General features: G+C 61.4%; 13 protein-coding genes. 12 read left to right on the forward strand and 1 reads right to left on the reverse strand.

Annotated elements, in window-relative coordinates; translation table 11 throughout:
- The first annotated feature begins 2 nt into the window (after positions 1 to 2).
- The 12 genes from trmD (at position 3) to lysS (ending at position 13,326) form a co-directional block, all read left to right on the forward strand.
- On the forward strand, positions 3 to 770 hold the full coding sequence (gene trmD, locus AWR36_RS01120) for a tRNA (guanosine(37)-N1)-methyltransferase TrmD (protein WP_067079867.1): 768 nt from the start codon (positions 3 to 5) through the stop codon (positions 768 to 770).
- Positions 771 to 990: 220 nt separating this feature from the next.
- Positions 991 to 1,341, forward strand: a complete 351-nt coding sequence (rplS, locus tag AWR36_RS01125) for a 50S ribosomal protein L19 (protein WP_067079869.1) — start codon at positions 991 to 993, stop codon at positions 1,339 to 1,341.
- 125 nt (positions 1,342 to 1,466) lie between these two features.
- Positions 1,467 to 2,369, forward strand: a complete 903-nt coding sequence (gene xerD / locus AWR36_RS01130; RefSeq protein ID WP_067079871.1) for a site-specific tyrosine recombinase XerD — start codon at positions 1,467 to 1,469, stop codon at positions 2,367 to 2,369.
- Between the two features lie 129 nt (positions 2,370 to 2,498).
- On the forward strand, positions 2,499 to 3,245 hold the full coding sequence (locus tag AWR36_RS01135; RefSeq protein WP_067079873.1) for a thioredoxin fold domain-containing protein: 747 nt from the start codon (positions 2,499 to 2,501) through the stop codon (positions 3,243 to 3,245).
- A 281-nt stretch (positions 3,246 to 3,526) separates the two neighbouring features.
- The gene (locus tag AWR36_RS01140; RefSeq protein ID WP_231745207.1) at positions 3,527 to 4,891 is read left to right on the forward strand and encodes a homoserine dehydrogenase; all 1,365 of its coding nucleotides are present in this window, start codon (positions 3,527 to 3,529) and stop codon (positions 4,889 to 4,891) included.
- A gap of 103 nt (positions 4,892 to 4,994) precedes the next feature.
- Complete coding sequence (thrC, locus tag AWR36_RS01145; protein WP_067079875.1) at positions 4,995 to 6,392, forward strand: threonine synthase; 1,398 nt, start codon at positions 4,995 to 4,997, stop codon at positions 6,390 to 6,392.
- Between the two features lie 82 nt (positions 6,393 to 6,474).
- Positions 6,475 to 8,202, forward strand: a complete 1,728-nt coding sequence (gene recJ / locus AWR36_RS01150; protein WP_067079877.1) for a single-stranded-DNA-specific exonuclease RecJ — start codon at positions 6,475 to 6,477, stop codon at positions 8,200 to 8,202.
- Between the two features lie 269 nt (positions 8,203 to 8,471).
- The gene (locus AWR36_RS01155) at positions 8,472 to 9,380 is read left to right on the forward strand and encodes a DMT family transporter (RefSeq protein ID WP_067079879.1); all 909 of its coding nucleotides are present in this window, start codon (positions 8,472 to 8,474) and stop codon (positions 9,378 to 9,380) included.
- The gene (locus AWR36_RS01160) at positions 9,380 to 10,018 is read left to right on the forward strand and encodes a LysE family translocator (RefSeq protein WP_067079881.1); all 639 of its coding nucleotides are present in this window, start codon (positions 9,380 to 9,382) and stop codon (positions 10,016 to 10,018) included. Before AWR36_RS01155 ends, AWR36_RS01160 begins: the two co-directional genes overlap by 1 nt.
- Before the next feature lie 52 nt (positions 10,019 to 10,070).
- Positions 10,071 to 10,502 carry a hypothetical protein gene (locus AWR36_RS01165; protein ID WP_067079883.1) on the forward strand — a complete coding sequence of 144 codons (432 nt, stop codon included), beginning with the start codon at positions 10,071 to 10,073 and terminating at the stop codon, positions 10,500 to 10,502.
- 146 nt (positions 10,503 to 10,648) lie between these two features.
- A protein-coding gene (prfB, locus tag AWR36_RS01170; RefSeq protein ID WP_096866603.1) for a peptide chain release factor 2 occupies positions 10,649 to 11,744 on the forward strand; the annotation gives its coding sequence in 2 pieces (ribosomal slippage) (positions 10,649 to 10,720 and positions 10,722 to 11,744; 1,095 coding nt in all).
- Between the two features lie 94 nt (positions 11,745 to 11,838).
- Positions 11,839 to 13,326 carry a lysine--tRNA ligase gene (gene lysS / locus AWR36_RS01175; RefSeq protein ID WP_067079887.1) on the forward strand — a complete coding sequence of 496 codons (1,488 nt, stop codon included), beginning with the start codon at positions 11,839 to 11,841 and terminating at the stop codon, positions 13,324 to 13,326.
- 86 nt (positions 13,327 to 13,412) lie between these two features.
- Here lysS and AWR36_RS01180 read toward each other — a convergent pair whose 3' ends face one another.
- Positions 13,413 to 14,294: a PDZ domain-containing protein gene (locus tag AWR36_RS01180; RefSeq protein ID WP_082679323.1), complete on the reverse strand. Its 882-nt coding sequence runs from the start codon at positions 14,292 to 14,294 to the stop codon at positions 13,413 to 13,415.
- Positions 14,295 to 14,454 lie beyond the last annotated feature (160 nt).

Raw genomic sequence — 14,454 nt, forward strand, 5'->3', positions numbered from 1 at the left:
TGATGGCCGCCAAGCGAATCGCGCTTGTGACCATCTTTCCGGAGATGTTCACCGCACTGACCGACTATGGCATCAGCGGGCGGGCGGTGAAGGAAGGATTGCTGGAGGTGCGCTGCTGGAATCCGCGTGATTTCACCAGCGACCGGCACCGCACCGTGGACGATCGCCCTTACGGCGGCGGCCCGGGGATGGTGATGCTGGCAGAACCTCTGTACCAGGCCCTGACCGAGGCGCGAGCCTGGGCGGAAGAGGGTGGTGCAGCAGCCCGTTCCATCTACCTGTCTCCCCAGGGGCGACAGCTGGATCAAGGCGGTGTTGAGGCGCTGTCGGATGCCGGCAACCTGGTGCTGCTGGCGGGCCGCTACGAAGGCGTGGATGAGCGCTTGATCGAGATGCTCATCGACGAAGAGTGGTCCATCGGCGACTATGTTTTAAGTGGTGGCGAACTGGCCGCCATGGTGATGGTGGATGCGATCACGCGGCTGATCCCCGGTGCGCTGGGGCACGATCAGTCGGCTGTAGAGGACTCCTTTGCCCAGGGGTTGCTGGATTGCGCACACTACACTCGCCCGGAGGAATACCGGGGGCGGGTAGTGCCGGAAGTACTGCTGTCCGGCAATCACGAGAGAATCCGTCGCTGGCGCCTCAAGCAGGCGCTGGCGCGAACGCAGGAGCGACGGCCCGACCTGTTGGAAGGGTTGGCGCTCAGCGAGGAGCAGGCGCAACTGCTGGAGGAAATCCGGCAGGAGCGCAACTCCGAAGAAACTTGATGCCGGATTCGCCGGGAGGCGTAAGTAGTTCGGTGAACTAGCTGTGAAGCTACACAAACGTAGGGACAGGCAAAAATTGTAGCGAGCGGGTGGCTGGTGATGGCCGCCGGAGCGGAGCAAGCGGAGTGTACGCTGTACATGAGCATTGCGAGCACCGCCGGACGGTATCAGGCGCACGCGCAGTCAATTTTTGCAGGCCCGCTATTTGGGAGTATTCCAAATGACCAACAAGATCATTCAGCAGCTGGAACAGGAACAGCTGAAAAGCGAAGTTCCGGCCTTTGCCCCGGGCGACACCGTGGTTGTTCAGGTAAAGGTAAAGGAAGGTAACCGCGAGCGTCTGCAGGCGTTCGAAGGTGTGGTGATCGGCAAGCGTAACCGCGGCCTGAACTCCTCCTTCACCGTGCGCAAGATCTCCCACGGCGTGGGCGTAGAGCGTACTTTCCAGACCCACAGCCCGCTGGTTGACAGCATTGCGGTCAAGCGTCGCGGTGACGTGCGTCAGGCCAAGCTGTACTACCTGCGCAATCTGACTGGTAAAGCGGCGCGTATTAAAGAGAAACTCAGCTAAGTTTCTCCCGCGCTATGCGAAAAAGCCGGAGCCTAATCGCTCCGGCTTTTTTTTGTCCCGCAAAAAGTGCTTGCGGATGGCGTTGCCACCGATGTTGTCATCAGGGGATGTGGTTAAATAAGCCCATGCAGGATTTACAGCGACAGGAAGAGACGATCGGCCGCTGGCTGGACATGCTCTGGGCCGAGCGCGGCGCCAGTGAACACACCCGCGCGGCCTATGGCCGAGACCTCCGGGCCTTTGCCCTGTTTTGCGCCGAGAGTGGGGCGGAGCTGCTGGCGGTTGGGCGGGAACATATCCAGGGATTCCTCGCCGAACGCCACCGCCAGGGTATATCTGCCCGCTCCACCGCCCGGGCCCTCGCGGCATTGCGCGGCTTCTACCAGTACTGTCTGCGACAGGGATGGGTACAGGAGGACCCCGTCGCCCTGGTGGAAAACCCGAAATTACCCAAGCCGCTGCCGAAATCCCTGTCGGAGGCGGATGTCGAGGCACTGCTGGATGCGCCGGACCTCGACACTGAGCTGGGCATGAGAGACCGCACCATGCTGGAGCTGCTCTATGCCTGTGGCCTGCGGGTGACGGAGCTGGTGGACCTGAGGGTTTCCCAGGTCAATCTGCGCCAGGGGGTGGTCCGGGTCACCGGTAAGGGGCGCAAGGAGCGGCTCGTCCCTATGGGTGAGGCTGCACAGTCCTGGTTGCAGCGCTATCTGGGAGAAGTGCGCCCGCTGCTGCTGCCGGCGGGGCAGAGCGATGTCTGTTTCCCCGGCCGGGCAGGGCAATCCATGACCCGCCAGACCTTCTGGTACCGGATCAAGCACTGGGCCAGGGTCGCCGGTATCGAAAAGCCACTGTCGCCGCACACTTTGCGGCACGCTTTTGCCACCCACCTGCTGAATCACGGTGCCGACCTGCGCGTGGTCCAGCTCTTGTTGGGGCACACGGATCTGTCCACTACCCAGATCTACACCCAGGTCGCCAGGGCCAGGCTCAAGTCCCTGCATCAGCAGCATCATCCCAGGGGATGAGGGCACAACTGCACAGTGTGGGGAGTTCGGCGACAGCGGCGACAAGGGGCGCCGTTTGATGCCATACTCGCGGGAACTGTCTGCCGGCGGTAACGTCGAAGCCATGAATCGATAGAGGAGCTATCCAGAATGAAGTATGTGAGCAAACCGCTGATGCTGGTCGGTGCGATGCTGGCCCTGCTCGGCGGTGCCGTCCACGCGCAGGTCGACGCGGAAACCGCCAAAACCATCAAGGCGCGACTGAAGGAAGGTAATCCCAAGGCCACCTACGGCGAAGTGCGCCAGAGCCCGATGAAGGGGGTTTACGAGGTGGAAGTGGACGGCGGTAACACCCTGTTCGTTTCCGAGGACGGCAAACACTTCATTTTTGGCGATCTCTATCAGGTGAAGGCCGGCAATCTGGTGAATGTTTCCGAGCAGCGCCGTGCCGGGCAGCGCGCCCAGGTAATGGCTGCGCAGGACTTGGGTGAAATGATTGTGTTCTCCCCAAAGGGTGAGAAGAAGGCACATATTTATGTTTTCACCGATGTGGATTGTGGCTACTGCCGCAAACTGCATGACGATGTGCCGGAGCTGAACAAGCGCGGTATCGAGGTGCGTTACCTGGCCTTCCCGCGAGCCGGGCTTAACTCCCTGGGCTACCGCAAAGTGGCCACCGCCTGGTGTGCCGATGATCCGAACAAGACCCTGACTGCGCTCAAAAATCGCGAGAACGTTCCGTTGAAGGTCTGTAAGAAGAATCCGGTTGCCGCCCAGTACAAACTGGGTAATGAGGCGATTGATGTCCGCGGAACACCCACCATCGTGATGGAAGATGGCACTGTGGTGCCCGGTTACCTGCCGCCGGAAACTCTGGTGAAAGCCCTGGGTATCTGATGGCTCTGCCGGGTGGTGGTTGCCGCCCGGTCCCTCCCCCCTTCTCAGCCCGGCGACACTCGCCGGGCTCCCCCAGCAGCGGGACTCGGCGCGGACGCACGTGTTTGCCTTGCGTGCGCAATTTTATTGACATTTTGCCCCCTCAGTCAGTAAGGTTGACGTCCTTTTACTGTTTTTAAAATCATTTATTGCGCTGTAACCAGGCTGTAATCCCGGTCCTGGGCTCTGTTGTTATGGGGGAGTCCTGCGGGAGAGGTAAGCCGTTTGCGCGGGGAGAAGTTGTGAGCGCAACCGTCGAAGAAACCATCCAATACGCACCTCAAAAGAGTCCGGACAAGCAGAGACGCACTGTGCGCGTTGGTATCTGCGGCCTGGGCACCGTCGGCAGCGGCACGGTCAACGTCATGAGCCGCAACGCTGCAGAGATTGCCGCCCGTTGCGGCCGCCCGGTAGAGATCGTGCAGATCGGCGCGAGACGCGATAACCCCGCCTGTGATACGAGCCAGATCAACGTCTCGCGGGAAATCTTCGATGTGGCCTCCAACCCTGAAGTCGATATTCTGGTTGAGCTGATTGGCGGCACCACCGTCGCCCGCGAACTGATCCTGGCCGCCATTGCCAATGGCAAGCATATTGTCACTGCCAACAAGGCGCTGATTGCCGAGCACGGCAATGAATTGTTCGCGGCCGCAGCTGAGAAAGGTGTCAGCATTGCCTACGAGGGCGCCGTCGCCGGTGGTATCCCGATCATCAAATCCCTGCGCGAGGGCCTGGTGGGTAACCGCATCCAGTGGTTGGCGGGCATCATCAATGGTACCGGCAACTATATCCTGACCGAGATGCGGGAAAAGGGCCGCACCTTTGAGCAGGCTCTGGAACAGGCGCAGGCGCTCGGCTATGCCGAGGCAGATCCTACCTTCGATGTGGAAGGCATCGATGCAGCTCACAAGCTGGTGATTATGGCTTCGCTGGCATTCCGTATTCCGCTGGCATTCGACAAGGTCTACACCGAGGGGATCAGCGGCATTTCCATCGAGGACATCCGCTATGCGGACGAGCTGGGTTACCGTATCAAGCACCTGGGTATCGCCCGCGGCACCGAGCACGGGGTGGAACTGCGGGTGCACCCCACACTGATCCCCCAGCGCCGCCTGATTGCCAGCGTGAATGGTGTCATGAATGCCGTCCTGGTGAACGGTGATGCGGTGGGGCCCACCCTCTACTATGGCGCTGGTGCGGGAGACGAGGCGACAGCTTCGGCAGTGATCGCGGATATCGTCGATGTGGCCCGCACACTCGAGGCAACGCCGGATCAGCGAGTGCCGTTGGCAGGTGTAGCTGCCGGCAGCCAGGGGGAGACCCAGGTGCTGCCCATGGACGAAGTCGTGACCAGTTACTACCTGCGTATTTCCGCCCAGGATAAGCCCGGCGTAATGTCGCAGGTGGCGAAAATCTGCAGTGACGAGGGCATCAGTATCGAGGCCCTGATCCAGCACGAACCAGCTGAGGGCGAAGCCCTGGTGCCGGTAGTGATCCTCACCAGCCGCGCCAAAGAAGCGCGCTTGCGCGAGGCTGTCTCGCAGATCGAGGCGCTGGATACCGTCGAGGGTGAAGTCGTACGCATCCGGGTGGAGCCGCTGGGCTGAGCCGAGCGGCCTGAAGTGGGGCAGGTGTCGCATTGCGGGCCTGCCGTGCCCCTGACCTCGCCAAGAATCTTATTCCCTGTTCCATCTATTAAGCGGAAGCACCGTGAAATTTATCAGTACCCGCGGCCGTGCGCCGTCGCTCTCTTTTTCCGACACTGTCCTTGCGGGACTCGCCAGTGACGGGGGCCTCTATGTGCCCGAGTCCCTGCCGAGTTTTTCCACCGAGGAAATCCGTGCGATGTCGGGCCTCGACTATCGCGAGCTGGCATTCCGGATCATCCAGCCTTTTGTGGGGGGAGAACTGACCGACGAGGAGCTGCGCGGCATTATTGAGCGGGCCTATCGCAACTTCCGGCACGGTGCCATTGCGCCACTGGTTCAGACCGGCAGCAACGAGTGGATCCTGGAGTTGTTCCAGGGGCCGACACTGGCATTCAAGGACTTCGCGCTGCAGTTCCTCGGCCAGCTGTTCGACCACCTGCTGAAAAAGCGCGGTGAGCGCGTGGTGGTGATGGGGGCGACCTCCGGGGATACCGGTTCCGCGGCCATTGAAGGCTGCAGGCACTGTGACAATATCGATATCTTCATCCTGCACCCGCACAACCGGGTATCCGACGTGCAGCGGCGGCAGATGACCACTGTGCTGTCGGATAATGTGTTCAATATCGCCCTCGAGGGTAATTTCGACGATTGCCAGAATATGGTGAAGGCCAGCTTCGCCGACCAGTCCTTCCTCCCGGATGGGCGTCGGCTGGTTGCGGTCAACTCCATCAACTGGGCCCGGATCATGGCCCAGATCGTTTATTACTTTTACGCGGCGGTCAGCCTGGGGGCGCCCGAGCGGACGGTGAACTTCTCTGTGCCGACCGGTAATTTTGGTGATATTTTCGCCGGCTACCTGGCGCGTCAGATGGGATTGCCAATCGACCAGCTGGTGATCGCCACCAATGCGAACGACATCCTGCACCGCTGCATCAGCGGCAATGACCATACCCCTCGCGAGCTGGTACACAGCCTGTCCCCGAGTATGGATATCATGGTGTCGAGCAACTTCGAGCGCCTGCTATTCGATCTTTACGGCCGTGACGGCGCTGTAGTGGCCGACCTGTTGGCCGACCGCTCTGCGCCCATGCACCTGAGCCAGGATGCCCTGAGCAAGGCGCGGGAGGTCTTCTCCTCCTGGACTGTCGATGATCAGCGCACGGTGGCGGTCATCCGTGAGCTGTATGATTCGTGCGGCTATATCCTCGACCCCCACACCGCGATCGGTGTGGAGGCCGCGCGGCAGGTGCGCCGCTCCACGGTTGAGCCAATGGTTTGCTTATCGACCGCGCACCCGGCAAAATTCCCTGACGCGGTGGCCCGCGCGCTGCCCACTGAGCAAATTCCCCTGCCGGCCCATATGCAGGACCTGTTTGAGCGCGAGGAGCGCATGAAGGTGCTCCCCAACGATCTGGGCAAGGTCCACGACTTTATGGCAACGGCTCTCGGGGCCGTGTGACTGTCTCCCGATAGCTCGGGGGGCGGAATGCCCCGGGGAAGCTCGCGCAACATCGACGCAACCTCCGATTAGCTGAGCGAGAATGAACAAGACAATTCAGCGACGGCCAGTGGACTTGTCCACTGGCCGTTTTGCTTCTGACACACCGGAAATTCTGCAGCGCGTATTGCTGGGACGCGGCGTCACCAGTGAGGAGGCGCTCGATCACCGGCTCAACCGGCTGCATGCGCCGGAGGCCATGCGTGGCCTGCCGGAGGCAGTACGTATCCTTGAACAGTCCATCCGCGCCGGTGAGAAAATCCTGATCGTCGGTGACTTCGATGCGGACGGAGCCACCAGCAGCACGCTGGCCATGCTTGCCCTCGGTGCCATGGGGGCGGCCGGTGTCGACTTCCTGGTGCCGAACCGTTTCGATTTCGGTTACGGCCTCACACCTGAAATTGTCGAGGTGGCGAAGGACCATGGGCCGCACCTGCTGATCACCGTGGATAACGGGATCTCTAGCATCGATGGCGTGGCCGCGGCCCGCGCTGCGGGTATGAAGGTGGTTGTAACCGATCACCACCTGCCGGGCTGCGAGCTGCCGGACGCGGATGCGATCGTCAACCCCAACCAGCCCGACTGCGATTTCCCCAGTAAGAACCTGGCCGGTGTGGGCGTTATTTTTTACCTGCTCAGCCGCGTGAAAACCGCGCTGGAGCAGGGCGGGTGGTTTGCAGATTCCGGTATCGCACCGCCCAATATGGCGGAATATCTGGATCTCGTGGCCCTGGGCACCGTGGCCGACCTGGTGCCCCTGGATCACAACAACCGCATCCTGGTGCATCAGGGCATCGCCCGTATTCGCGCCGGTCGCTGCAGGCCGGGTATCGAGGCGCTGCTCGATGTTGCGGGGCGCGATCGGCGCCGGCTGTCCACCACCGATATCGGCTTTATCCTCGGCCCGCGCATCAACGCCGCCGGTCGCCTGGACGATATCGGTACCGGGATTCGCTGCCTCCTGACCCGCGACCCGGCGGAGGCGAGGGAGCTGGCGGCGGAGCTGGATGCACTGAACCGGGACCGCAAGGCCATCGAACAGGGCATGCAGCGCGAGGCAATGGCGGCGCTGGAGAAGCTGCAACTGGAGGGTGAGATTCCCTGGAGCCTGTGCCTCTACGACAAGCAATGGCATCAGGGTGTGGTGGGTATCCTCGCCAGCCGCATCAAGGAGAAATTTCACCGGCCGGTGATCGCCTTTGCCGATGGCGACAACGGCCTGATCAAGGGCTCGGCCCGCTCCATTCCCGGGCTGCATATCCGCGATGCCCTGAGCGATGTGGCTGCGACTCATCCGAATCTGATTTCCAAGTTTGGTGGCCATGCCATGGCGGCGGGGCTCAGTTTGCCCCGGGAAAATCTGCCGGCTTTCACCGGGGCCTTCGAGGCCGCAGTGCGCGCGCGCCTGACGGAGGCACAGCTGCAGGCGGTGATTGATTCCGACGGTGCGCTGCAGTCCGGTGATTTCACCCTGCAGACGGCGGCGGCGCTGAGGGCACTGGCGCCCTGGGGGCAGGCATTTCCCGAGCCGATGTTCGACGGCGATTTTCTGTTGCTGCAGCAACGCATCGTCGGCGAGCGGCACCTGAAAATGGTGGTGGCGCCGGAGGCCAGCCCGCAGCTGGCCCTGGATGCCATTGCCTTCAATGTGGATACAGACCAGTGGCCGCAGCCGACAGATCGTGTGCGTCTGGCCTACAAGCTGGATATCAACGAGTTCCGGGGGCGGGAGTCGCTGCAGCTGCTGGTGAGCTATCTGGAACCGGTTTGAGTTTCAAAACCCGGGCGGCGCGAGCAGTTGATCGCGCTACTGCGGGGGCTGTCACGAAAGCTGCCGGATTCGGCGGGGCAACTCTGCTCGGGACCGTCGGAGGCAGGGGCGCCGACGCCGAGCGTGCAGGGATGCATTCACAGCGTGTCCCGAGCAGAGTTGCCCCGTCGGATCCTCGCTCTCAGCTGCGGGGCCCCATCTCGCGGAGATGATCCGGTGGCTCGATAGCGACGGTTGTATTTGTACCTTCTTTCAAGGATTTATTGGTAATGAAAGCAGAACAGGCAAGAGCGGAACTGCTTCTGTTGCTGGCGGCATTTTTCTGGGGCCTGGCGTTTGTGCCGCAGAAGATCGCCATGGAGCATATGCCACCGCTGGCCTTCAATGCCTGGCGTTTTATCCTCGGCGGGCTGATTCTGATTCCCGTTGTCTACTGGCTGTCCTCGCGTCGCGATGTGGCGACCCCGCAACCGGGCGTACCCATCCGCAGTCGCTGGCGCGACTGCCTGGGGCCCGGCGCCATTCTCGGATTCTGGCTGTTTCTCGGTGCGGCACTGCAGCAGGGTGGCCTGGTTTACACCAGTGCCGGTCGTGCCGGTTTTATCTCCGGCATGGAAATGCTGCTGGTATCGGTGATTGGTTTGTCTCTGGGTAAGCCCACCAACCGCTGGACCTGGGCCGGCATTGGCATCGCCCTGATGGGGCTCTATTGGCTGAGTGATTTTTCCGAAGAGACGCAGCTGATCGGGGACCTGCTGGTATTTGCCGGCGCTTTCGCCTTCGCCATCCAGGTGCTGACGGCCGATCGCCTGGTGCGGGGCTTCCATGCCCTGCGCCTGGCAGTGGTACAGTTCCTCAGCTGTGGAATTCTGTCCGCCATCGCCTCGTTGACCGTGGAGGACGCCACCCTGCAGGGCGCCGTCGATGCGGCCTGGCCCATCGCCTACATGATGATCTTTTCCACCGCGCTCGCCTTTACTTTCCAGCTGCTCGGGCTGCGCCATGCGGTTACCTCCCACGCCACGGTGATCATGAGTCTCGAGGCGGTATTCGCGCTGATCACCGGTTGGTTGATCCTCAATGAAGTGCTGGCACTGCGCGAGCTCATCGGCTGTAGCCTGATGCTGGCGGGCATGTTGCTCAGCCGCTATGGTGCCCACGCGGGGAGTCATCACTGATGCTGGGCGTGATCGATCTCTCCGTTCTGGCACTGTTCGTGCCCACCTTTTTCTTCGTGTCCATTACCCCGGGTATGTGCATGACCCTGGCCCTGACCCTGGGTATGACCGTGGGGGTGCGACGCACCGGTTGGATGATGCTGGGTGAACTTGCCGGCGTGGCACTGGTGGCAGTGTCCGCGGTGCTGGGCATTGCGGCGCTGATGCTTCAACACCCGCAAGCCTTCCAGTGGTTCAAGTATGCCGGTGGTGCCTACCTGGCCTGGCTGGGGGTGCAGATGTGGCGCGCCCGCGGGCGGATGGTCATGGTGGCGCCGGCCGAGCGCGCCAAGGGGGCGCCGCCGGCTCGTTCTGCGCTGGCGCTGCAGGGGTTCCTGACTGCTGTCGCCAACCCCAAGGGCTGGGCTTTCTTTATTGCGCTGTTACCGCCGTTTATTAGTGATGGGCGCCCCCTGGCGCCACAGCTTGCGGTGCTGGTTGCTATCATTCTGCTATTGGAAACCCTGTGCATGCTGATCTACGCCACCGGTGGTCGTACCCTCAGCCGCCTGTTGGAGCGGGGTGAAAACGTTCGCCTGATCAATCGCATCGCCGGCACGCTGATGCTGTCCGTAGGTGGGTGGCTGGCCTTCGGCTGAGTCGTCCTCAGCCAGGTGCGGCGCGCGCCGAAATTCTCAAGGAGGAGAACTGATGAGTTCGAGATACCTTTGCCTGTTGTTGGCGGCAATCCTGTTGAGCGCCTGTGGCCCCAGAGAGGGGGTGGAACCGGCTCCCGAGGAGCAGGCGACAAAGCCGGAAGAGGAGAAAGAGGAGTCGCCCCCCGCCAGCGCGGAGCAGTTGATCTGGGTGTTCGAGAGTCGCGGCAGCCTGCAGTGTGAGGGGGGCGGTACCACGCTCTCCGAGAGCCAGGATCGCTTGTCCGGGCAGGGAGTCACGGTGCAGGAATCCCGCTGCGGCGTCCGTACGGACCGGATGTATCCCGCGGTCTGTGGAGGCCAGACCGGGGATATTCTCCTCCACCTGATCGACAAGAGGTCCCTCGATGCGGCCCTGCAGCTGGGCTTCGACCCTGCCCAGCAGGCTCAATACGAGCACCGGGACTGCCCCTCCGACAACGGCTGACATTATGGGGTGTGGCCCCGCACCCCGGATTCACTTGTCTGTTCAGCAGGTGGATGTACCCGCCCTCTATTGCCCCTACTGGCCGTACCCCGGCGCGCTACGGTAGAATGCGCGCCGCTTTTAATTTGCCCGGAATCCGAGAGATTATGGAAATCAACCCTCTCCTGAATCACCTGAAAGACCTCGAAGAGCGCACCGACGTTCTTAGGGGGTACCTTTGACTATGCCAGCAAGAAAGAACGGCTGACCGAAGTCGAACTGGAACTGGCAGAGCCCTCCGTCTGGGATAACCCGGACCGCGCCCAGGAACTGGGCCGCGAACGCGCCTCGCTCGAAACCGTCGTCACCACTATCGAGAGCCTGGAATCCGGTATCGCCGACTGTCGCGAGCTACTGGATATGGCCGTCGAGGAGAACGACGAGGACTCTGTCAGCGAGGTGGCTGCTGAGATCGAGGGGCTGCAGAAGCAGCTGGGCGTGCTGGAGTTCCGCCGCATGTTCTCCGGCGAGAACGACCCCAACAACGCCTACCTGGAAATTCAGGCGGGTTCAGGCGGCACCGAGGCCCAGGACTGGGCGGAGATGCTGTTGCGTATGTACCTGCGCTGGGGCGAGGCGCACGGCTTCAAGACCACCCTCGAGGAAGCTTCGGCCGGGGAAGTGGCCGGCATCAAGAGTGCCACCATCCACTTCCAGGGCGACCACGCCTTTGGCTGGCTGCGCACCGAGACCGGTGTTCACCGCCTGGTGCGCAAGTCGCCGTTTGACTCCGGCAACCGACGCCACACCTCCTTTACGTCAGTCTTCGTCTCCCCGGAAATCGATGACAACATCGAGATCGAGGTGGACAAGTCCCAGGTCCGCGAAGATACCTACCGCGCCTCTGGCGCCGGCGGCCAGCACGTAAACAAGACGGACTCCGCTGTGCGTCTGACCCATGTGCCGTCCGGGATCGTGGTCGCCTGCCAGAGTGAGCGCTCGCAGCACCAGAACCGGGACAAGGCGTGGAAAATGCTGCGCGCCAAACTCTACGAGCAGGAGATGCTGAAGCGCAACGCCGAAAAGCAGGCCATGGAAGACAGCAAGGCCGATATCGGCTGGGGCAGCCAGATCCGCTCGTATGTACTCGACGACCAGCGCATCAAGGACCTGCGCACCAGCGTCCAGACCAGCAACTGCCAGGCGGTGCTGGACGGGGATCTGGACCAGTTTATCGAGGCCAGTCTCAAGGCAGGGCTCTGATCCATTTGCGCGGGCCGCGGGCCGACCGGATCACGCCGGCCCCGCAAACCTGATTTTCGCCTACACCATTTAATATTCCGTATTGGAAGTTCCCATGACCGACATGCAGCACGACGAAAACAAGCTGATTGCCGAGCGCCGCGCGAAACTGAGCGCATTGCGTGAAAAAGGCGACGCTTTCCCGAACAGTTTCCGCCGCGAGAACCTGGCCGCTGACCTGCAGCAGTCCTTCGGTGAGAAGAGCAAGGAAGAACTCGAAGAGCTGGGCAACTCCGCCTGTGTGGCGGGCCGCATTCTCGCCAAACGCGGTCCGTTCATGGTGATTCAGGATGTTTCCGGGCGCATCCAGCTGTACGCGGACAAGGCCACACAGAAAGAGCTCAAGGAGCGTTTTGGCGGCTGGGATATCGGTGACATCGTCGGCGTGCAGGGTACCCTGCACAAGTCAGGCAAGGGCGATCTGTACGTCAACTGCGAGAAGTACACGCTTCTGACCAAGGCCCTGCGCCCATTGCCGGAAAAATTCCACGGCATCGCCGACCAGGAGCTGCGTTATCGCCAGCGTTACGTGGACCTGATTGCCACGCCGGAGTCCCGCGAGGTGTTCCGTATTCGCTCGCAGGTGATCGACTACATCCGTCGTTTCCTCAACGGCCACCACTTTATGGAAGTGGAAACGCCGATGCTGCAGGTGATCCCCGGCGGCGCCACTGCGCGCCCGTTTATCACTCACCACAACGCGCTGGATATCGACATGTACCTGCGCGTGGCGCCGGAGCTGTACCTGAAGCGCCTGGTAGTCGGCGGTTTCGAGCGGGTCTATGAGATCAACCGCAACTTCCGCAACGAGGGTCTGTCTACCCGGCACAACCCTGAGTTCACCATGCTGGAGTTCTACCAGGCCTACGCCGATTACAACGACCTGATGGACCTCACCGAAGAGATGCTGCGCGGTATCTGCTCTGACGTGCTGGGCTCCACTACCGTGACTTACCAGGACAGCACCTACGACTTTGCCAAGCCGTTCACGCGCCTGTCCGTGTTCGACTCCATCCTGCGTTATAACCCGGGGCTTGCACACACTGACATCGACAATATCGATGGTGCCCGCAAAGTGGCTGAGTCCCTGGATATCCCGCTGAAGGACAGCTGGGGCCTGGGCAAGGTACAGATCGAGATCTTCGAGAAGACCGTCGAGCACCGCCTGGACCAGCCGACTTTCATCACCGAGTACCCGACCGAAGTTTCTCCGCTGGCACGGCGCAACGACGACAATCCGTTTGTCACCGACCGCTTCGAGTTCTTCGTCGGCGGCCGCGAGATCGCCAACGGCTTCTCGGAGCTGAACGACGCCGAAGACCAAGCGGAGCGCTTTAAAGCCCAGGTCGCGGAAAAAGATGCCGGCGACGACGAGGCCATGCATTACGACGCGGACTATATCCGCGCGCTGGAATACGGTCTGCCACCGACCGCGGGTGAGGGTATCGGTATCGACCGCCTGGTGATGCTGCTGACCAACTCACCGTCGATTCGCGACGTGCTGCTGTTCCCGCATATGCGCCCCGAGGTCAGCGGCGAATAACAAGAGCCAGAGTCGGGAGGAGGCGGATGAAAATCTAGCGTCCCCCGGCGCTGCTTACTCCATCTCTCTCCCTTCTGGGTCAGCGGTCAGGGGTTGTCCCCGGTCGAATCCTGCCGGAGAAAGCGTGGACTGAACAAGGTCTGCACGCCCAGCGGCCCGGCTGACACATAGACTGTCAACTCGCTATTAGGCTTCAGACGCCTGATCACCACTGGCACTTTGCTACCTGGTGTCGCCTGATCCAGTAGAGACCGCATGGTGCGTGCATCCGTGACGGGCGAGCCATTGTAGGACAGCAGCTGATCTCCCGGACGTATTCCGGCATTTGCGGCGTTGGACCCGTCCAGTACCGCGGTGATCACTATCTTTTCTCCGGGTGTTATCGCCTCCCGATAGCGCTCGTATTCCCACGGGCTAAGCTCACTACCGACGATTTCTTCAATGTTGTCGTAGCGCTCCAGGTTTCCCGCAATCTTGGCGGCCTCATCTGTCGACTGATCTTCCAGGTGCTTATACCGGTGGCGGAGCTGTTGCTGTTCGTAGCGGAGTTCCCACTCCCGCGCCAGAATCCTATCGACCCTGTTCTGACTGATGCCGGCCTGTACCAGCCGCTCGCGACGGGAAGTGGCAAAGCGGCTCACTGGGCGGGCTTGCTGGGGTGGCTCCCGGAGACTGCCGTTCGTGGTTGTGACATTTTCCCGGGGGGCGGAGATGGGCCGCGTTTCCACCTGCTGCCCGTGTATTTCCCCGACCAATGCCAACAGGCGCTCCTGAATCTGCATGGCTTTTGCCAGCGAGTTCTCGAGTTTTGTAATCCGATTTTCCAGTTCCGGAGTCGACGTTTCGATAGCCCCGCTCGGGCTTGAAGTTTTTGTTAAGAGCATGGGGATGCTGACAAGAAAGCCTGTCATGGCGGCGACCAGCAGCATGATTGGTGCTGGTATCGAGCGTGGCTGCGCAGAACGCATGGCGGCTCCATGAGTTTCTTATTGTTTCATCTTCCGAAAGTGATCGCCTCGGGCAGACTCCGGACGATCAGTTGACAGCTGTTATAACTTGGATCCTCTGAATGCCGTGGTGGTTCTGTTGAGGTGTGGTCTTCGGCGACAAAAGTATTCCCTAGCGCCG

The organism is Microbulbifer flavimaris (assembly GCF_001641755.2).
GTDB classification, from domain to species: domain Bacteria; phylum Pseudomonadota; class Gammaproteobacteria; order Pseudomonadales; family Cellvibrionaceae; genus Microbulbifer; species Microbulbifer flavimaris.

Coding starts and splice junctions, on each gene's coding strand:
- trmD (WP_067079867.1), top strand. CDS start 3: ATGGCCGCCAAGCGAATCGCGCTTGTGACCATCTTTCCGGAGATGTTC.
- rplS (WP_067079869.1), top strand. CDS start 991: ATGACCAACAAGATCATTCAGCAGCTGGAACAGGAACAGCTGAAAAGC.
- xerD (WP_067079871.1), top strand. CDS start 1,467: ATGCAGGATTTACAGCGACAGGAAGAGACGATCGGCCGCTGGCTGGAC.
- AWR36_RS01135 (WP_067079873.1), top strand. CDS start 2,499: ATGAAGTATGTGAGCAAACCGCTGATGCTGGTCGGTGCGATGCTGGCC.
- recJ (WP_067079877.1), top strand. CDS start 6,475: ATGAACAAGACAATTCAGCGACGGCCAGTGGACTTGTCCACTGGCCGT.
- AWR36_RS01155 (WP_067079879.1), top strand. CDS start 8,472: ATGAAAGCAGAACAGGCAAGAGCGGAACTGCTTCTGTTGCTGGCGGCA.
- AWR36_RS01160 (WP_067079881.1), top strand. CDS start 9,380: ATGCTGGGCGTGATCGATCTCTCCGTTCTGGCACTGTTCGTGCCCACC.
- AWR36_RS01165 (WP_067079883.1), top strand. CDS start 10,071: ATGAGTTCGAGATACCTTTGCCTGTTGTTGGCGGCAATCCTGTTGAGC.
- lysS (WP_067079887.1), top strand. CDS start 11,839: ATGACCGACATGCAGCACGACGAAAACAAGCTGATTGCCGAGCGCCGC.
- AWR36_RS01180 (WP_082679323.1), bottom strand. CDS start 14,294: ATGCGTTCTGCGCAGCCACGCTCGATACCAGCACCAATCATGCTGCTG.